Genomic DNA, 18,788 nt, shown 5'->3' on the forward strand with positions numbered 1-18,788 from the left:
GGTAAAAATATATAAAGTTTTTTTTCAAACATCTTTTATTTGCATCCCGATTGGGACTAAATTGCAACAATTAGAGACATAACGCACTGATCTTTATCAATAATTTTTGTAGCCTGAGCAACATTTGTAGGAGAACATAAATGAATATTGCTGTAGTGGGCTTGAGTCACAAGACAGCCCCTGTGGAAATTCGCGAAAAATTGAGTATCCCGGAAGCGAAAATCGAGTCCGCCCTTACCCACCTCAAGGGTTATCCCCATATCCAAGAGGTGGCGATTATCAGCACCTGTAACCGTTTGGAGATCTACGCCGTGGTTACGGATACGGAAAAGGGCGTGGTGGAAATTACCCAGTTTCTCGCTGAAATCGGGCATATTCCCCTTAATGTCCTGCGTCGTTATCTGTTTACCCTACTGCATCAGGATGCTGTCCGTCATCTGCTCCGGGTGTCGGCCGGTTTAGAAAGTCTTGTCCTCGGGGAAGGGCAAATTCTCGCTCAAGTTAAAAATACCCATAAATTAGCCCAGAAGTACAATAGTATTAGCCAATTACTCGATCGCCTGTTTAAACAAGCGATGACTGCCGGTAAGCGCGTCCGCACGGAAACCAGCATCGGCACGGGGGCCGTATCGATCAGTTCGGCGGCGGTGGAGTTAGCCCATGCTAAGGTGGCAGACCTCAGCAGCCAGAAAATCGCTATTATCGGGGCAGGGAAAATGTCCCGATTATTAGTTACTCACCTTCTGGCTAAGGGTTCTCAGCAAATTGCGATCGTCAATCGCTCCCAAAGACGGGCCGAGGAGTTGGCCCGTGAATTTCCTAACGTACCAATCCAACTATATGGCTTAGAAGAGATGATGGCCATCGTAGCGGCATCGGATATCGTCTTTACCAGTACCGGAGCCACGGAACCAATTTTAACTAAAAATTTATTGACAGAAGTGACGATTACTGCTAACTCGCTGATGTTAATCGATATTTCTGTTCCCCGCAACGTCCACACCGACGTGAAGGAATTGGCACAGGTGCAAGCTTTTAACGTCGATGATCTCAAAGCGGTGGTTGCCGCCAATCAGGAAAGTCGCCGTCAGATGGCCAGGGAAGCAGAGGCACTCCTAGAGCAGGAAGTGGAAGCTTTCGAGCTTTGGTGGCGTTCTTTGGACACTGTACCGACAATTAGCTGTTTAAGAAGCAAAATTGAAGATATTCGCGAACAGGAATTAGAAAAGGCCCTCTCCCGTCTGGGGACGGAATTCGCCGAAAAACACCAAGAAGTTATCGAAGCGATGACCCGCGGTATCGTTAATAAAATCCTTCACGAACCCATGGTACAACTGCGCGCCCAACAGGATATCGAAGCGCGTAAGCGCTGTTTACAATCCCTGCAAATGCTCTTTAATCTCAGTGTCGGAGAAGAATATAGTTAGGGGCCGACAATTGACAAAAATTAAGGGCGATTCTATGGGTCTGTTAAGATGATTTTGAGGGATTGGGGGCGGATAATTTGGCCCGATTCCCCTATCGACAATTTCAAGATTGACAGACCACTAAGCTGTTGACTCTCTAAATTACTCGTTAAGGCTGTCCATGAGTGCCGGAGTTGACAGCAGGGAGCGGTATAATTGATAGTTAGGTGTACCGGGAAGGAGTTCTGTGGTATTGATTCATAACTGCTACTAAATGACCAGATGTCAACGTTCCTTACTGATTCTGCTGATATAGCCAGAGTCTACTACTCTTCAAGATTGAACTTGAAACAGCGTAGTCAGTTGGGTCAGTTCTTGACCCCCGCAACTGTTGCGCGTTTCATGGCAGGACAATTCAACAACCTGTCTGGTAATATTCGCCTTCTAGATGCTGGAGCTGGAATTGGAACTTTAACTGCTGCTGTAGTAGAGCGGTTACTGGCAAACCCCAATCAGGTTAGTAGTTGCAGCATTACAGCATATGAAGTCGAACCAGTCTTCTTCCCCTCGCTAAATCAAACCCTCACAGAATGCTGTGCCGCTTTGAACGGAAAAGGAATTCAAGCAGATTATTGCTTGCGGGAGGAGAATTTCATCAAAGCTAGTAGTGAAATGAACTTGCCACTCTTTAAGAAGGTAGTTCCAGGCTTTACTCATGCGATTCTGAATCCACCTTATAAAAAGATTCACAGCCAATCAGCAGAAAAGAAAGTTCTTGCAAGTATTGGGATTGATACTGTAAATCTCTACAGCGCATTTGTTTGGCTTGCCATCGTACAACTTATAGACGATGGCGAAGTGGTTGCGATTACGCCGAGAAGTTTTTGCAATGGCAAGTATTTTCGCCCTTTCCGAAAAGCCTTCCTAGAATATATGAAACTAGATAAAATCCATATATTTGAGAGTAGATCAGCAACCTTCTCAGAAGATGAGGTATTACAGGAAAATATTATTTTTCACGCCCTAAGATCTAAACAAAAACCTAGCACTGTAAAAATAACCAGTAATTCTGAGATGGCATTAGACGAGATTTCAGAATCTAGATATGCCCCCTATGACGAAGTGATTGAGCCGAATGATTCTGAACAGTTTATTCATATTGTTACAAATTCTCTCAAGAATTCCTTGAGAGTTCAAATGAATAAAATGCCCTGTACATTAGATGAGATAGGCTTAGAAGTTTCCACAGGTCCAGTTGTTGATTTTCGCCTGAAATCGTCTTTAAGAAACCATTTGAGTGATAGAACTGTTCCCCTACTTTATCCAGAATCTGTAAAAGTCAGGAAAGTAGTATTTCCTCCTGATAATCCCCGCAAGCCCATTGCGGTAGAAAAAAATAACGAAACAGAAAAATGGTTAATTGAGCCTGGCTGGTATGTTTTGACAAAACGTTTTTCATCCAAAGAAGAAAAGCGTCGTGTTGTTGCTGCTGTGTGTTCTCCTATTGGTTCAAAATCTCTAGGTGTCGAAAATCATCTTAATTATTATCATGCTAAAGGCAGAGGAATGCCTCCTGATGTAGCTAAAGGGTTAGCCGCATTTCTTAATTCAACTTTATTTGATAGCTACTTTCGTCAATTTAGTGGACATACACAAGTCAATGCTACCGACCTTCGTAGGGTTAAGTATCCATGTAAAAATGACTTAATCCAAATAGGAGTTCAAGTTGGGGACAATGACTTAAACCAAGAAGAAATCGATCAAGTTGTACATGAAGTTCTATCAATTATGGATGAAGCAAGCACCGCAGTTCAAGCAAACAAACGAATCGAAGAAGCACTTACAATTCTCAAGGCTATCTCTGCTCCTAGAGAGCAACAGAATGAAAGGTCTGCACTATGCTTACTTGCGTTAGCAGATATTCAACCTGATAAACCCTGGAGCCAAGCTACTGCACCAAAACGCGGAATTACAGAAATGATGGATTGGTTCCGTGATCATTACGGAAAACAATATGCACCAAACACACGGGAAACTGTTCGAAAACAGACAATGCATCAATTTGTGCAGATGGGACTGGTGGTTCAGAATCCAGACAAACCAGACCGACCAATTAATAGCCCTAGGTGGTGCTACCAACTTGATCGGCAAGCGTTATCACTGCTTCAAGTTTATGGCTCTGAGCAGTGGGAAGAAGCTCGTAGAAATTATGCGCTTTCAGTGACTAATTGGTTGCAAGCCAGGAATCGAAATCTGCCCATGATTCCTATAACCTTAACCGATGGTCGGGCGATTCAGCTTTCATCAGGTGGGCAAAATATTTTAATTAAAGACATCTTAGAAAGCTTTTGTCCAAGATTTACGCCAGGGGGCGTAGTTCTATATATTGGCGATGCTGGTGATAAATTTATAATCAACGAAACACAAAAATTCCGAGAAATGGGGATTGAATTAGATCCTCACGGGAAAATGCCTGATCTTGTTATCTATCATAGATGCCAAGATTGGCTTGTCCTTATAGAAGCGGTGACGAGTCATGGTCCAGTGAATTTGAAACGCCACAATGAACTAAAGCAACTTTTTCAATTAAGCTGTAAGGGTCTTGTCTTTGTTACTGCTTTTCCCAGTCGTAGGGAAATGACTCGTTATCTTGCTGAAATTTCCTGGGAAACAGAAGTTTGGGTAGCTGATCAGCCCGATCACATGATTCACTTCAATGGAGAGAGATTCCTAGGTCCATATTAGAACCCAGAAAAGCGTTCTTAAAGATATCAGTTGTGAAAGTACACCTAACTTCACCGTTAGGTGGCTTAGGTTTTCTATGGGGACAGTGCTTCCAAGTTATTTTTGATAATAAATCCTGTTTTTCAAAGCTGATAACAATCAATCATAAGTTAGCCAATGACAGTTAGTATGATGTCGAAACCACGGCCTAACAGTACGTCAATTAGAAGTAGGATAGAGGAGGGTGTGGAACCGCAGGGAGCGATATGATTAATAGTTAGTCCAGAAATTTTTAGAGAGAATGAAGACCTTAGAAGAAACTATTGCACAGGCTATGGATTGCCAAGATAAGTCGATCTTACCTTTTCTTCCATATATCTTACAGGACTTCTGGGAAATAGGCTCTTCTGCCAATTCTATTCTTAAAATTGTCAAAGCACATACAAATAATTATTCTGAATTAAATGTACTAGATCTAGGCTGCGGCAAAGGTGCAGTCTCGATAAAATTGTCAATTGAACTGGATTGCTACTGTCTTGGAATCGATGCAATACCAGAATTTATTGAAATCGCTAATAAAAAAGCTAGAGAAGAAGCAATTACTTCAAGGTGTAAATTTATTTCAGGAGACGCACGAGAAATAATCAAGACATTAAACCAATTCAATCTGATTATTCTCGGCTCGATCGGTCCTGTATTTGGAAATTATTTTCAAACTATGACTATCTTAAAAAAAAATCTGACAAAAGATGGTCTAATTATCTTGGATGATGGATATTTTGAAGATGATCAACCCTATAAGCATGAATTTATAATCAAAAAAAGTATGCTGTTAAAACAAATCGAGAAAGCTGGCATGAAATTAATAAAAGAATATACAGAAACTGAAATAAATCAAAATGATGCGTATGAAATGCAGTTTAATTATCTTAAACAAAGATGCCAAGAATTAGCGGTAAAATATCCAGAGAAAAAATATTTATTTGATAATTATATTGAAAAACAAAGAGCCGAGTATAACAATCTAGAAAATATAATTACTTGTGCAACAATGGTAATTCAAAATCAATAATTTTGGACTAACATCGCCTTCAGTCTGATCCTACTCCATAAGTTGATTGCGATGCCGGAGGCACTGCCTAGTATTAGGCCATCGCTGTGGGCCGCGTTCCCTGATGTGGCTCCTAAGCACTGCACCGATAGTGATTAAACCGCACAGTCTGCCATTAAGTTTCATTTAGGGTATTTTAGACCCATGGGGGTGCGAGACCGCAGGCAGCGGTATATTTAGGGTTTGCTGAATAATGGTAAAACCCTTTTAAAATAAGGCTTTTGACCTGTTAAAATCCGATGTTCATGCTGCGAAAATCGGATTGGAACCCTCAAAAACCTTGCATTATTCTTCTTGTAGTACATAAATTAGTATAAAAAGAGAGGACAACAAAGCCTGAAACTCCTGACGACCGACTACTGACGACCGGCTACTGACTCCTAACCCCACCAATAAACTTTTTGCCGCAAACCCTACTTAATTTCTACGGGTTCTAAATTATCGGCAGCAGTAAAACCAAAGAGACAGGAATAAAAATAAAATTCTGCATCTAATGCTCGTTTTATCGATTCAGCTTGACGAAATCCGTGTTGTTCTCCGGCAAAGGGAACGTAAGCAACGGGTAAACCTTTCGCTTTTAAAGCTTCTACCATCATTTCCGCTTGATTGGGTGGAACCACTCGGTCTTCTAAACCTTGGAAAAAGATCACCGGACAGGATAACTGAGCGGTAAAATGAATAGGCGATCGCTGATAGTAAATTTCCTTTTCTTCGGGATAACGTCCCACCAATTTATCTAAATATCTCGACTCGAATTTATGGGTATCGGTGGCTAAAACCTCTAAATCACTAACTCCGTAATAACTAGCTCCTGCTTTAAAAGTATCATGAAAAGTTAGGGCTGCTAAAGTTGTATAACCACCGGCGCTGCCCCCAGAAATTGCCAATCTTTCCCCATCGACTAATCCCTGATTAACCAAATATTTTGCCCCGTTGATGCAGTCTTCCACATCGACAATTCCCCAATTTCCCTGCAAACGCTGACGATATTGACGACCATAACCCGTACTACCGCCATAATTGACATCTAGATAGCCAAAACCGCGACTGGTCCAGTATTGCACCCGCAGACTTAAACTAGAGGTGGCCGCAGCCGTCGGTCCACCGTGACTTTTGACTAAAAGGGGCGGTAATTCGCCATTGGGGGCGGTATAATCGGGGTTTTTGGGGGGATAATACCAAGCAAATGCCGTTAGTCCCTGACTGGTGGGAAAAGCGAGCATTTCTGGAATCGAGAAATAATCGCTAGAAATAGTTAAATTACTGGAAGATTTGAGAACTTCTCTAGTTCCTGTGGCTAAATCCACTGAGATAACCGCCGTTACTTCCCTAAAAGAACCGCCAATAAAAACTATTTTGTTATCGCTAACTTGTAGGGAAGAAATGTTAGTATCAGCAGTAATAATTTCTTGGAATTCTCGATTAACAGTATCGATACTTCCTAAATACCAACGGCCATCTTTTGTATAGCTACAAATAATCTGTGATTCCCCAGAGAATCCGTAGTTAGATAAACCAAAAACCCAATGAGGATAGGCAAATTCAGCCTCGATCGGTTCGAGAACTGGTTCTATTTGTTCATCGTAGTTAAAGCAATAAAAGTTCCAGAAATTATTGCGATCGCTGGTAAAATATAACTGTTCATCGGCAGACCAGCGCGGTTCACACACCGACTCATTTTCACCACCAGCAATGACCCGAATATTACTCAAATAAAGATTATTAATATCGGCCACCCAAAGAAAAGAACTATCCCAGGGCATATTAGGATGATTCCAACTAATCCAAGCTAATCGAGAACCGTCGGCACTTAAGCGAGGAGAGGTATAAAAATCATTGCCAGATACTAAAGTTTTTATTTCTCCCGTATCCACATCGATGCTGACAATACTATTAACTGGTTCTCGATCTTTTTGGCTATGATCTTCACAAACACAGATTAAACGATTGCGAAATTCATCGAGAATTAAATCCGCATAACGACAGGAATTTTCTGGGGTCAGAGGTTGGGGCAAACTATCAGCAGTTTGGTGATAAATTCTTTGGTCAGCAAAATTACAAAAATAGATAATTCCGGCAACAATTAGATAGGAACCTCCCCCGTATTCATGGACACGAGTTCGCACATTAAAAGGTGCTGGGGTGATTTCTGTGGTTGTGCCGTCGGGGTTTAATTTAACTAAAACATTTCGCCCCTTTTCCTGTGGTCTGCCTTCTAACCAATAAATATCTTCTCCATCTAGAGTTACACCGCCAAGACTAATCGATTCTGCCACAATTAGATCGGAAGTAATCGGCGATTTCCAGGAACCGTAAGCTGATATTTGATGAGACATTTTCGACTAGAGCAGTGATCCTAATGGTGAACTAACTTGATCAGAAAGGCTGATAAATTAAGAAAATTCCGAGTAAACAGGACAAGGTAGAGATTGGCTGCATCCCTACCTGACTCTCTGTTTTTCTGCAATCGGAGCGGCGGGATTCGAACCCACGACCCCTACTACCCCAAAGTAGTGCGCTACCAAGCTGCGCTACGCCCCGATATTGAACCTTAACCATCATAGCGATAATCGCGGCATTTTGCAAGCTTTTTTTTTCTTCCTTTCTCCCCCATCCCCGGAATTAGTGGCCAGCTATCTAGCTAATTGAGGAATACGTCCTTTTAATCCCGTCATTAATTGCAGGGCAAACAATTTCAACGGGGGGAAACCGCGCATAATTGCCAATCCGAGACGACGGATGACAACGATAGGCGGCCAGTTATTGGAGAACAGGCGATCAAGAAAATCTGTGAAGCCTAAAATCGCTAAATTCTCCGATCTACGCCATTTTTCGTAGGATTTTAGGGTAGAAAGCGCTCCGATATCCCCCTGCTTTTCCACTGCTTCCTTTAATACCTGCGCTAAAGCGGCCGCGTCGCGAATGCCTAAATTTAAACCTTGACCACCGACGGGATGACAACAGTGGGCGGCATCACCAATTAAAGCCAGTCGGGGTTTAACATAAGTATCACTCTGCATTAACTGTACGGGAAAGAGAGCGCGGGGGCTAACTAATTCGAGTTTTCCCAGTAATCCCCCCGTATATGCCTCTAATTTCTTGATAAATTCCGCTTCGGGCATTTCTTGCAGTTTTTTCGCTTCCCCATGGGGATTTGTCCAAACGATCTGACAGCGATTACCCTGGAGCGGTAAAATGCCCATCGGACCGGTGGGCCAAAATCTTTCAAAGGCGGTATCGTTGCGATCGAGTTGATGTTTAATGGTGAAAGCGACACAGGATTGCCAATATTTCCAACCTTTGGTTTTAATTTGCGCCCCTTGCCGGATAGCGGATCTGGCTCCATCGGCCCCGATGACTAATTTTGTGGTGATTTTTCGGGTTTGACCAGCTTCTTCCAGGGTGACAGTGGCTGTTTCTGCTCCGTACTCCACTTCTAACACTTTAGCAGGGGATAACCAGTCAATGCGATCGCAATCTTGGCTGGCCTTGTGCAGGGCGGTTAAAATCACTTGATGTTCGCCCACATAGCCCAAATAATCGGTTTTTAGCTCATCGACCACAAAGGGGACAAAAATCGGGTAATCGGCATCAGAAAGGCGAATATGACGAAATTTACCGATACTGGGCGAGATTTTATCCCAGATACCCAAGCCTGTAAAAATCCGGCTGGACATCAACGAGAGGGCATAGGCTTGACGACGGGAGGCGGCCACCTCTAGGGGACGTTCCTCGATCATAGCGATATTTAATCCTGTATTTTTTAAAGCCACCGCTAGGGTGGTTCCGACTATACCGCCCCCGACAATGATTAAATCGTAGCTGTCCCGTCTTAACATATAAATATTTTTCTCGAAGATCATCAGTGACTACACTGATCTATTCTGACACGATTTTCGGGGTTGCTGTCGGGTTTGATTGTCTTCACCCCACCTACCATAGACTTTAAAGGGTTTTGTCCGTCGCTGAGAGTTTCGGGTTATCGCTCTTCCTGGACTTTCGGAAGGGCGATAACAAGCTGCTACAAGCCCTGTTAGCTGATGCTCCTGCTGCGCCAGTCTTCCCCGATACCCCGACGGCCAAGGCAGCGGCGCTGGCACTTGCCCGCCGTTGGGGATATGTTTGGGGCAACAAACCGAGAACTTGGCTAAAGACATAACTGGCAAGATCAAGTTTTTTTAACTCTGATCAGATGCGAATGCGTCAAGGCTTTTTTGAGTCCAATTGTCCAGAGCAGTATTGATAGAGTTAAAAACTCCCATTGTTTCGAGCATATTCTCCTGCAACTTTTCTTGAAGTTCGCTAAAAATACTGGTTTGGATATTGAATAGATCATCTACCTTTTGAGCACCCTTTAATATCTCTAGATACTTGGCTGTAGTTTCTAGATAGAGGCTCATCAATTCTGCTTGCTTTAGTCCGATATTGGTCATCGAACTGACATAAATTTCACCCAAGTCCTTAAAAGACTCAGAGGTTGCCTGCAAATTCACCAGCTTCAGTTGGCTTTTAAATAGTTCATTAATACTATCAGTATAAACTTCCCCCAATTCTTTGGTCAAGCTTAGATAACCCTTGCTTAGTTCAGCGAAAGCACTGGGGTTAACAAAACCTGTTAACATGGCATCGATCGCGTTCACATTAGTGGCCGTAATATTCTTGAAGGACTCTATTGCCAACTTGTTCGAGTCAATCCACTGTTTAACTAGCTCGTTTTGCATGGTAGTTTCCTCGTAAACTGCTTAATGTATTTCTCTGTCTGTGCCAGCAAAAAGATTAAATTATTGAGGGCGCGGTTGGCCCAACCGTTCTAACATAGCGACAATTGCCCTCATCTGGGGAGACTCTCTAGTATAAAAGACAGGATTATTTGGCTCTGCACTAGAATATCCCCAAAAATCCCAGCATCCCCGGGGATTGTAAGGGATTGATGCTGACGGTTCAACCTGGGGATATAGGACAATTATGCTGTTGCTATCAGCTATTTCATTGTAACCGGTTTTAGAGTAGTAATTATTATCAATTTGCTTGGCCCCCTGTTTGCAACCATGAATAGCTACATGAACTTTGCAGCTTTCTTTTTTACAGGCTTCAGGTACATAAACATAAGCCTCCTGACTCATACTCGTGTTTTTACCCTCAATAAACTCGCTCTGGTCAAACCGAATAATCTGGCCACTTAATCTATTAGATTCAACTGGTGGATTCAACTTGCCATAAATATGCTCTAAAATCCGATGGGATTGCATGAAATCGCAGTCGTTTATGAAGGGTGACTTAGTATCTGAACATGACACCTTGGCCTCCTCGACAATTATGCCATGACCGGCATTGATATTCTTTTCATATTTAATATTCTCTGAGGGCAAGCCGGCAGCTTGATAAAAATCTTTTACCTTGTCAACGACGACAGTTTTAACTACGCGATCACTTGAACCACTGAATAGATAGACCCGATCATCTTTTAAGTTGTTGAGATCGGCAATTTTGTTGTCACTGGCCAGTTCTTGCGCTTTTTTAAATAATCCTTTCCCATCCGGTCCTACTGACTCAGTCAGAGGAGTCATGCAAGTGGATGTCGCTTGCCGGAGAAATTGATATGGGTTCGTCTCGTAAGAACCGACACAATAAAAAGGGCCGCCGGCAATGATACCTGCTCCCACCAGCCTATCTGAGTAGGCCACATGGAATTGGGCCGTCATGAAGGCCCCTGATGAAAGGCCAGAAACAGATGTTTGGCTTAAATCTGCCTGATAACCAGATAGCTTGGCTGCTTCCTCGGCCAAGACCGCCCCATGGAAGATAAAAATACTAAAAATCAAAACAGCCAGTAGTTTTAATCCTGCCTTAATCATAAGACCTCTTGCAAAAATCGCAACCTATGATATTAAGATAAAGTAAAACAGATCGAAATTTAAAAACCCGCTCCCCTCTTCCCACTTTGCTGTACTTTTTAAACAGGATTTGGTGTAACATATCCAGCTAATCTCTGGCAAGAGTGCCTCTCTTAACTAGGAAATGACCATGGAACTTTATCAACGAATAGCCAATTTTTATGACTCCTCTAGTGGACTGTGGGAAAGGATTTGGGGCGAACATATGCACCATGGTTACTACGGTCGCGGCGGCAAGATTAAACTCGATCGCCGTCAGGCACAAATTGATTTAATAGAAGAATTATTAACTTGGGGTGGCGTCACTGGCGCTAATCAGATTCTTGATCTAGGTTGTGGTATTGGTGGCAGTACTCTTTATCTGGCCGAAAAATTTCACAGCCAAGCGGTGGGGATTACCCTTTCCCCGGTACAAGCCGCTAGAGCCAGCCAAAGAGCGCAAGAGTTCAATTTAGAAGAACAAGTCAGTTTTTGTGTGGCTGATGCCCTAAAAACCCCCTTTCCTGACGATAATTTTGATCTGGTCTGGTCTTTGGAAAGTGGCGAACATATGCCCGATAAAAGGCAATTTCTGCGGGAATGTTATCGGGTTTTGCAGCCCGGGGGGACTTTTTTGATGGCGACTTGGTGTCATCGTCCCACCACTTCCCTGGCTAGTAATTTAACGGAAGGGGAGATTAAACTATTAAACGAGATTTATCGGGTTTATTGTCTGCCCTATGTGATTTCTTTGCCAGAATACGCTGATATTGCCCGTGACATTGGCTTTCGAGACCTAAAAACCGATGATTGGTCCCTATCGGTGGCCGCTTTTTGGGATGTGGTGATTGATTCGGCCCTCAGCACAGATGCGATCGCTGGTTTGTTAGCAAGCGGTTACACTACTATCCAAGGGGCTTTATCTTTAGGGTTAATGCGGCGCGGTTACGATTCGGGTTTAATTCGTTTTGGTTTACTGCAAGGGAAAAAATAATCAGCTTGGCGATGATTACAGTGCAGCGATTGATAATTAGGCGTTGTCAGATCAGAATAGGAAAGATGCAATGCAATCCTTGCTACCCTTCGACCCCTTCAACTCCTTCGACTTGGCTCAGGGCAAGTTGGCTCAGGGCAAGTTGGCTCAGGGCAAGTCAAAGTAATTTGAGTTCCGGTGCTGATTCGGATCATCTTTCAATTTGACAACGCCAATTTTTCCCCAATCCAGTCTTTGACAATAGCTTGTAACGGTAAATCACGACGCTGACTTTCTTGCTCAAGAGCCTCTACCATCCATGAGGGAAACTCAAACGCAATTGTTTGTTCCTCGGAATTAGAACGTTTAATTTTAGTTAAATCCAAGTATTCGATGATATTTTCTCCATCATCAAATTTGCGGTCAAAATCTTCAGCTTTCATAAATTTCTACCTCTTCAGGTCTAGAGCGTCGGACTGAAATAATACGGATTTTGGTTTGACGATAGGTAACTACGGCTGACCAATGCTTACCTGCTATTATACCAATAACAACAAATCGTGGTTCATTTTCTGTTCGGGCTGGAATTTCGACTTTTTGGGAATCTAACCATAATACTTGAGCTTCAACAAAATCTAGACCATGTTTATTTTTGTTAGCTTGGCTTTTATTAGGATCAAATTCAAATTCCGGTTTTTTCATTCTCTTGGCTTCGTTTCCGTGACTGCATCTCAATTTGGTCGAAATATCTATAGGACATTTTGGGCGCACGCAGTTCGATAAACTCACTGACCACTAGGTACTCCTACCAGAATATTATGGTAGTGACTGTATCGGCAAAATTTATAGTACAATTGGGCTAATAAATTTTGGAATTCCCTTGCTGCTGTTATCAGTAAAAAGTTATCAGGTAGAACCCGAAGGGAGCGTCCCCAAGTAAAAGGGAAAGAGATATCACCTGACCATAATCTTGCTGGTTTTCTTGGATCTTGTCCGATGGCTCAGGGCAGATTTGAACTGCCGACCTTGGGCTTATGAGTCCCCTGCTCTGACCAACTGAGCTACTAAGCCGTTGTTTACACAGTTATCAATCATAACACACAATCACCCAATTGCACAAGAGCAAAAAAGGGAAGAAAAAATCTTCCCTTTCTGGGCATCTTTAACGTCTGCCTGGCAGGAAAGCGATGGGATTGACTGCTCCCTGGCCGGAGGGGTGAACCTCGAAATGTAGGTGGGGGCCGGTGCTAAAACCGGTGCTGCCCATCTGAGCGATCGGCTCGCCTTGCTGAACAGTTTGGCCGCGACGGACTAACAGACGGCTGTTATGGGCATAGAGAGTGGTGCTACCATCGGGGTGACGTAGTTTGACCAGATTGCCATAACCGCCCGAATTCCAACCGGAGGCGATTACTTCACCGGCAGCCGCCGCCACGATCGGCGTACCCACTGGACCGGCGATATCGATGCCGCGATGAGGTCTGCCCCAGCGCCAACCGAAGCCGGAGGTTAACACCCCCCTAGTGGGCCAGATAAAGCCGGTAAAAATTGGCGTGGGATTGGGTAAATGCTCATCGGGATTAGCGAGGGGAGGAAGGGAAGGTTCTACGGTTTCGCCGACGGGGATTCGTAGGCGGTCATTGTATTCTTCCACATTGGTAGGAGCCGAACCGATAATCTGTGGGGGGGTGCTTTGGTTAGAACGGGAACGAAGGGCGGTCCATTGGGGATTAGCGGTTATTTGCCGATCATCGCTGGTTTCTGCGGGATTATCGACGGGAATAGCGATACTTTTCTGGGTTTCCGAAAGGTTAGTTTCCCGCAGATTAGCCACCTCTTGGCGCAATCTTTCCCGATAGCTGCTGGTGATATTTTCGGGGAATTCCGCCGTCCCCGTGGTGGCGGCGGGCAAATTTGGCCGATTGCTGGGGTTAAAGGACAATCTAGGGCGATCGCCGACCAAGGGGGTAAGATTTTGATTAACTCTAGCGTTGGCAGAGCGGTCGGGAACCACTAGGGTTTGATTAACTTTAATCCGGTTGGGGTTGTCAATGCCGTTTTCCCTAGCTAATTCGGCGGGGGTGATGCCGAGAGCGCGAGCGATCGTGTTTAGGGTATCCCCTGGCCGAACCCGATAAACTTGGTTTTCTGGGGGAACTATGACCCGAGGATTGGGAATGGCGGGAATTTCAGTCAAAGGAGCCGGATTTCGTCGGGCGAGGCTGGGAATTTCCGGTCTGCTGGTTAAGGGAGGATTAAGGGGAATTGTGGCTATCGGGCGATCGCTTTCAGGGGTGGGAACGGGAATCGGGATCACCTGGCTGGTTGGTCGGGGCGATTCTTCGGGAGCAATCACGGGAATCTCGACACCGGTTGGTGAATTATCGGGAACGAGAGCGGTAGTTTCGGTGACGATGACCGTTTCCCCGGAATTGGACTGATGGGGGGTTTCCTCTGTCCGTAAGGCGGCCAAACTTTCTTGGAGACGTTGACGGGTTTGACGCAGACTAGCAGAGGAACTATCCAACTGCTCAGGAGTTGCTGCCGGGGCTGCCGGGGGCAACTGCTCAGGAGTGGGAATTTTTAAGGTTTGTCCGATAATCAAATCGGATTGGGGGGAGAGATTATTGCTACTAGCGATCGCTGTAGGGGTAGTTTCGTAGGTGTCGGCTAAACTCCACAGGGATTCTCCTGGTTTTACCTGATGCTCAACCACTGATGTGGCGATGAATTTGACGGTAGCAAGTGCTTGGGATGGGATTATTTGCGGTTCTTTCAGTTCTTTACCCGCATCCTTGGCTTTTGGGGACAGGTCGATCACTTCCCATTCCAAGGGTACAGAATTGGCGGCCTGGGCTGATTCTGAGGTGGAGTTGATAATACTAGGTACTCCCAGAGAGAGTGCTAATCCCAGCAGGGCAACTGAGTAACGGACTCGGTTAGACTCAGCAGTGCAATTCTGTTCTGGGATAGCGGATGTCATGGGGTTGGGGATAAAAGTCTCTTTCAAACAGACCTCCTGTGGTGTAAAGAGTTAGCTAGAGCCAGTGGATTGAGCCGATGATTCTAGCTTTCAGCATTAGCCTTGAGGCTAGAGTAGAAGTTAGGCAACTTTCTTTTTAGTCAAAATACCTAAAGGTGACTTTTAGGAGAGACTAACTCAGATTTTGAAATTATGCAAGTCTCCCTCTGACTATTAGCATCGGGATCACGGCGAGTTAGTGACATTTTGAATGTCCAGATTGACGATGCTCTATCTCAGTTGTTCCAAGCTGATCGGCATTTTTCGTCTTGCCAATTTTGTCCAGTTTTTCGATAGAAATTTTTTATCTGTTTTACTCTTTACAAAGAAATTATTAATGATTCGTTCGGCGACGGGAAACAAGGAGCAACGAGGGCCATTCAAGGTCAATACCGGATAATTAGGGTTTGCCGAAAAAATTTTTTCTGGGGGCAGGGTGTCGGCCGCCCATAGCCAATGAGGTTAAACTTTATCTTGATCAGGAAAAGGCTGTCAGCATTTCCTTGGCTAATTCCAGGGCGGCGATCGCCTGTTGTCTTCTCACACTAGGGAAATGGTCTAGAAATACCCCTAATACTAAATCCTGTTTAAAAAGTATAGAAGAGTGGGGTGATGGGGAAGTGGGGTATGGACGGATTTGGTACAATGAGTCATCCGTCTCAAGATAGTCAAGTGGGGTGGAAGCTGATCAGATGTAGTCCAGTCCTTCGTATTCTCTCAAAAAGTCAAGGTATATATTTGATGGGCTAAGTAGTCGTGCAAAATTAATTTCCTAGTGAAGATAGGCAAGAGGCAAAAGGCAATAGGCAAGAGCGGGGTTAGATATGTGTAATTAATTTTGCTTAGGTACTTATGGATACAAGTACCAGAGAAGTTATTGGGTTTTTATCTAGGAAATAGAAACGCTGTCCAGGAGCAGCGAGTCTCATAATCGCTACAATAATAGATAAAATGCTAATTGCGAGGAAAGCCTATCGATACCATCTTCGGCAATACCCAGGGACTGAAAGCCAGTCAGATGAAACAGCTACAAAGGCTGTACCATGAACGCTTGCCCATCGATACTCTCACCACCCCAGAATTCGCCCAAAGACTGGCGGCTATTAGTAGCGATATCCATCAGCCCCTCTGCACCTATATCAACCGTCGCGGCCAGGTAATTCGTGTGGGAGTGGGAACCCCCCGACAAACCCAATTTTCTCTCTTGGAACTACCCCGCTACGGTTCCGAACGTCTTTGCGGAATTCGTTGCATCGCCACGGAACTCAAGCAGGAACCGCCAAAAGAATCCAGTTTAACCGCCATGGCGTTGCAAAGATTAGACGCACTGGTGGTCTTAACCCTAACCGGCACAGGCATGATCCGTCGCGGTGGTGGGGCAACCGGTTATGTGGAGCAGGTCTATCTGGCGCATCTCATACCACAAAGTCAAACAAATGTCAATAGTAATATATACTGGTCTGTCTCCCCGCCCTTAAATCTAGAGGATTTAAGCAAACAGGACTTTTTAGAGTTAGTGGAAGGACTAGAGGCGGAGTTTCAGCGAGAATTTACCGCTCTAACCGTTGATACAGCCGAAGATCGGGTGCTATTGGTTGGTTTAATGACCGACGATATCAGCGATCGCCAGTTTGAGGACGGTTTAAGCGAATTAGAACGTTTAGTTGATACCGCCGGGGGCAAAGTTTTGCAAGTCACCCGACAAAAACGGGATCATCCCCATCCTCAAACAGTGATCGGTTCGGGAAAAGTGGCAGAAATCGCCCTACAGGTGCAAACTTCGGGGGCTAATTTAGTTGTATTCAATCGGGATCTTTCTCCCGCCCAAATTCGCAATCTAGAGAACCAAATCGGGGTGAGAGTGGTCGATCGCACCGAGGTGATCCTGGACATTTTCGCCCAACGGGCCCAATCGCAAGCGGGTAAACTACAGGTAGAATTAGCCCAATTAGAATACACTTTACCCCGTCTCACTGGGCGCGGATTAGCCATGTCGAGATTAGGGGGAGGAATTGGCACTCGTGGACCGGGGGAGACAAAATTAGAAACAGAACGCCGAACTATTCAACGTCGTTTATCCCGTCTCCAGGATGAGGTGGATCAACTGCAAGCTCATCGTTCCCGTTTACGCAAACAACGGCAAAAACAAGAGGTGGCCAGTGTGGCGATCGTCGGTTATACCAATGCGGGAAAATCCACTTTAATTAATGCGCTCACCGCTGCCGAAGTTTATACCGCCGATCAACTGTTTGCTACCCTCGATCCCACCACCCGACGTTTAACTATTACCGATCCCCTCACCCAAGCATCTCACCCCCTTTTACTAACCGATACGGTGGGTTTTATCCATGAATTACCCCCCTCGCTGGTGGATGCTTTTCGGGCAACTTTAGAGGAAGTAACGGAAGCAGACGCATTACTCCATCTGGTAGATCTGTCCCATCCAGCTTGGGAAAGTCAGATCGCCTCGGTATTAAAAATCCTCTCGGAGATGCCGATTCAAACCGGTCCGATGTTAATGGTGTTTAATAAGTTGGATCAGGTAAAAAGCGATGATTTAGAAATAGCGAAGGAAAAATATCCCCAAGCTGTTTTTATCTCGGCTATTCGTCGGCTAGGATTGGAAACTTTAAAACAAAAGTTAATCGATTTAACCGCTTAATTAGGGTTTGCAGCAAAAACTTTTTCAGCAGACTCTACTGAGGAACTTTCTTAAACAAGTTGGGGAAGTGGTTCTACAAAAATTAACTTTATTTATGTTTAAAATGCTATCATGAAGCTTGCATCGTAGATTTCAGTAGGTATTGAGAAAACCATGACTATTTCTGGCAATAAAATTACAGAAAGCATTATTAACAAGCTACAGGAAATTCCTCTAGATAAACAAAAACAAATCTTAGAATATTTAGAAGCTCTCACGGAGAAAAAGGAGCCGTCATCTTCCCCCAAAAAACGAGTCTTTGGGTTGCATCAGAGAAAAATTTGGATCAGTGATGATTTCAATCAACCCTTACCCGATAACTTCTGGAATTTTGACTCATGAATATTCTCTTAGATAGTCATACTTTAATCTGGTCTTCCCAGAATTCTCCTCAGCTTTCCTCATCAGCAATTAAGATACTAGAAGATAGAAATAATCTTCTTTTCTTGAGTTTGGTCAGCGTCTGGGAAATACAGATCAAGGTACAGTTAGGCAAATTAAATTTAGATATTTCTCTCTCGGAAATAGTTAAGGATCAAACTAAAATTAATGATGTGCAGATTTTACCCATGAAATTATCTCATATTTGGAGATTAGACACCTTACCTTATTATCACAAAGAGCCCTTTGATGGTTGATTAATTTCTCAAGCAATTACAGAAAACCTAATTATCCTAGAGATTAATTCTGTTTTCGATTCTTATCCCGTACAAAAAATATGGTAAAAATGTCGTTTCTTTTCTTTTTGTTACTGGTTCAAAATTTCTAAACACTCAAGTATAAAACTATTGATTGAGATTAATAATTATGCTAAAAATTACCCCTATCTGGTTAAAATTTTCTCTACTAATGCTAATAGAAGATAGTGATCAAATCCCCGAATTAAAGGAAAAAGGAGATGGAGTTTTATCCTTGGTAATAAAATTACCAACAGCCGGTTTAAAGGCAGTACAGCTTATTAACAATTCTGATTAATCT

General features: G+C 43.9%; 16 protein-coding genes and 2 tRNA genes. 8 read left to right on the plus strand and 10 right to left on the minus strand.

Going from position 1 to position 18,788, the window contains the following annotated elements; all coding sequences use genetic code 11:
* The first annotated feature begins 140 nt into the window (after positions 1–140).
* From MICAI_RS20510 to MICAI_RS20520, 3 genes are all read left to right on the plus strand, one after another.
* Positions 141–1,427 (plus strand): glutamyl-tRNA reductase, encoded by a 1,287-nt coding sequence (locus MICAI_RS20510; RefSeq protein WP_008206651.1) that lies wholly within the window; start codon positions 141–143, stop codon positions 1,425–1,427.
* Between the two features lie 381 nt (positions 1,428–1,808).
* Positions 1,809–4,151, plus strand: a complete 2,343-nt coding sequence (locus MICAI_RS20515) for a BsuBI/PstI family type II restriction endonuclease (protein ID WP_232306245.1) — start codon at positions 1,809–1,811, stop codon at positions 4,149–4,151.
* 280 nt (positions 4,152–4,431) lie between these two features.
* On the plus strand, positions 4,432–5,202 hold the full coding sequence (locus tag MICAI_RS20520; protein ID WP_008206654.1) for a class I SAM-dependent methyltransferase: 771 nt from the start codon (positions 4,432–4,434) through the stop codon (positions 5,200–5,202).
* Between the two features lie 452 nt (positions 5,203–5,654).
* Here MICAI_RS20520 and MICAI_RS20525 read toward each other — a convergent pair whose 3' ends face one another.
* From MICAI_RS20525 to MICAI_RS20550, 5 genes are all read right to left on the minus strand, one after another.
* Positions 5,655–7,577, minus strand: coding sequence for a S9 family peptidase (locus MICAI_RS20525; RefSeq protein ID WP_008206656.1), 1,923 nt, complete (start codon positions 7,575–7,577; stop codon positions 5,655–5,657).
* A gap of 131 nt (positions 7,578–7,708) precedes the next feature.
* Positions 7,709–7,782, minus strand: a tRNA-Pro gene (locus tag MICAI_RS20530).
* 92 nt (positions 7,783–7,874) lie between these two features.
* The gene (locus tag MICAI_RS20535) at positions 7,875–9,080 is read right to left on the minus strand and encodes an FAD-dependent hydroxylase (RefSeq protein ID WP_039900612.1); all 1,206 of its coding nucleotides are present in this window, start codon (positions 9,078–9,080) and stop codon (positions 7,875–7,877) included.
* A 339-nt stretch (positions 9,081–9,419) separates the two neighbouring features.
* Positions 9,420–9,962 (minus strand): phasin family protein, encoded by a 543-nt coding sequence (locus tag MICAI_RS20545; protein ID WP_008206659.1) that lies wholly within the window; start codon positions 9,960–9,962, stop codon positions 9,420–9,422.
* Between the two features lie 60 nt (positions 9,963–10,022).
* Positions 10,023–11,096: an extracellular catalytic domain type 2 short-chain-length polyhydroxyalkanoate depolymerase gene (locus MICAI_RS20550; protein WP_008206660.1), complete on the minus strand. Its 1,074-nt coding sequence runs from the start codon at positions 11,094–11,096 to the stop codon at positions 10,023–10,025.
* Positions 11,097–11,265: 169 nt separating this feature from the next.
* Between MICAI_RS20550 and MICAI_RS20555 the strand changes: the two genes are divergently transcribed.
* Complete coding sequence (locus tag MICAI_RS20555; protein ID WP_008206663.1) at positions 11,266–12,108, plus strand: methyltransferase domain-containing protein; 843 nt, start codon at positions 11,266–11,268, stop codon at positions 12,106–12,108.
* 197 nt (positions 12,109–12,305) lie between these two features.
* Here the strand turns inward: MICAI_RS20555 and brnA are convergent, their stop codons facing one another.
* The 5 genes from brnA to MICAI_RS27435 all read right to left on the minus strand — a co-directional run bounded on the left by brnA (position 12,306) and on the right by MICAI_RS27435 (position 15,755).
* Positions 12,306–12,530, minus strand: coding sequence for a type II toxin-antitoxin system BrnA family antitoxin (gene brnA / locus MICAI_RS20560; RefSeq protein ID WP_002759052.1), 225 nt, complete (start codon positions 12,528–12,530; stop codon positions 12,306–12,308).
* Entirely contained in the window at positions 12,520–12,789 is a 270-nt protein-coding gene (locus MICAI_RS20565) for a BrnT family toxin (protein ID WP_002759054.1), read from the minus strand. Before MICAI_RS20565 ends, brnA begins: the two co-directional genes overlap by 11 nt.
* Before the next feature lie 295 nt (positions 12,790–13,084).
* A tRNA-Met gene (locus tag MICAI_RS20570) sits at positions 13,085–13,158 on the minus strand.
* Positions 13,159–13,249: 91 nt separating this feature from the next.
* The gene (locus MICAI_RS20575) at positions 13,250–15,070 is read right to left on the minus strand and encodes a peptidoglycan DD-metalloendopeptidase family protein (RefSeq protein ID WP_008206668.1); all 1,821 of its coding nucleotides are present in this window, start codon (positions 15,068–15,070) and stop codon (positions 13,250–13,252) included.
* Positions 15,071–15,587: 517 nt separating this feature from the next.
* The gene (locus tag MICAI_RS27435; RefSeq protein WP_157221773.1) at positions 15,588–15,755 is read right to left on the minus strand and encodes a hypothetical protein; all 168 of its coding nucleotides are present in this window, start codon (positions 15,753–15,755) and stop codon (positions 15,588–15,590) included.
* A gap of 312 nt (positions 15,756–16,067) precedes the next feature.
* On the opposite strand from MICAI_RS27435, the gene hflX reads away from it, so the two are divergent.
* The 4 genes from hflX to MICAI_RS26620 all read left to right on the plus strand — a co-directional run bounded on the left by hflX (position 16,068) and on the right by MICAI_RS26620 (position 18,785).
* The gene (gene hflX / locus MICAI_RS20580; protein ID WP_008206670.1) at positions 16,068–17,771 is read left to right on the plus strand and encodes a GTPase HflX; all 1,704 of its coding nucleotides are present in this window, start codon (positions 16,068–16,070) and stop codon (positions 17,769–17,771) included.
* A 153-nt stretch (positions 17,772–17,924) separates the two neighbouring features.
* Positions 17,925–18,152, plus strand: coding sequence for a DUF2281 domain-containing protein (locus MICAI_RS20585; RefSeq protein ID WP_008206673.1), 228 nt, complete (start codon positions 17,925–17,927; stop codon positions 18,150–18,152).
* On the plus strand, positions 18,149–18,448 hold the full coding sequence (locus tag MICAI_RS27440) for a type II toxin-antitoxin system VapC family toxin (RefSeq protein WP_008206674.1): 300 nt from the start codon (positions 18,149–18,151) through the stop codon (positions 18,446–18,448). Before MICAI_RS20585 ends, MICAI_RS27440 begins: the two co-directional genes overlap by 4 nt.
* Before the next feature lie 169 nt (positions 18,449–18,617).
* Positions 18,618–18,785 carry a hypothetical protein gene (locus MICAI_RS26620; protein ID WP_008206677.1) on the plus strand — a complete coding sequence of 56 codons (168 nt, stop codon included), beginning with the start codon at positions 18,618–18,620 and terminating at the stop codon, positions 18,783–18,785.
* The last annotated feature ends 3 nt before the right edge of the window (positions 18,786–18,788 follow it).

The sequence above is a fragment of the Microcystis sp. T1-4 genome (assembly GCF_000297435.1).
Classification (GTDB): Bacteria; Cyanobacteriota; Cyanobacteriia; order Cyanobacteriales; family Microcystaceae; genus Microcystis.

Coding starts and splice junctions, on each gene's coding strand:
- MICAI_RS20555 (WP_008206663.1), top strand. CDS start 11,266: ATGGAACTTTATCAACGAATAGCCAATTTTTATGACTCCTCTAGTGGA.
- MICAI_RS20515 (WP_232306245.1), top strand. CDS start 1,809: ATGGCAGGACAATTCAACAACCTGTCTGGTAATATTCGCCTTCTAGAT.
- MICAI_RS27440 (WP_008206674.1), top strand. CDS start 18,149: ATGAATATTCTCTTAGATAGTCATACTTTAATCTGGTCTTCCCAGAAT.
- brnA (WP_002759052.1), bottom strand. CDS start 12,530: ATGAAAGCTGAAGATTTTGACCGCAAATTTGATGATGGAGAAAATATC.
- MICAI_RS20585 (WP_008206673.1), top strand. CDS start 17,925: ATGACTATTTCTGGCAATAAAATTACAGAAAGCATTATTAACAAGCTA.
- MICAI_RS20565 (WP_002759054.1), bottom strand. CDS start 12,789: ATGAAAAAACCGGAATTTGAATTTGATCCTAATAAAAGCCAAGCTAAC.
- MICAI_RS20550 (WP_008206660.1), bottom strand. CDS start 11,096: ATGATTAAGGCAGGATTAAAACTACTGGCTGTTTTGATTTTTAGTATT.
- MICAI_RS20545 (WP_008206659.1), bottom strand. CDS start 9,962: ATGCAAAACGAGCTAGTTAAACAGTGGATTGACTCGAACAAGTTGGCA.
- MICAI_RS26620 (WP_008206677.1), top strand. CDS start 18,618: ATGCTAAAAATTACCCCTATCTGGTTAAAATTTTCTCTACTAATGCTA.
- MICAI_RS20535 (WP_039900612.1), bottom strand. CDS start 9,080: ATGTTAAGACGGGACAGCTACGATTTAATCATTGTCGGGGGCGGTATA.
- MICAI_RS20520 (WP_008206654.1), top strand. CDS start 4,432: ATGAAGACCTTAGAAGAAACTATTGCACAGGCTATGGATTGCCAAGAT.
- MICAI_RS20510 (WP_008206651.1), top strand. CDS start 141: ATGAATATTGCTGTAGTGGGCTTGAGTCACAAGACAGCCCCTGTGGAA.
- MICAI_RS20575 (WP_008206668.1), bottom strand. CDS start 15,070: ATGACATCCGCTATCCCAGAACAGAATTGCACTGCTGAGTCTAACCGA.
- MICAI_RS20525 (WP_008206656.1), bottom strand. CDS start 7,577: ATGTCTCATCAAATATCAGCTTACGGTTCCTGGAAATCGCCGATTACT.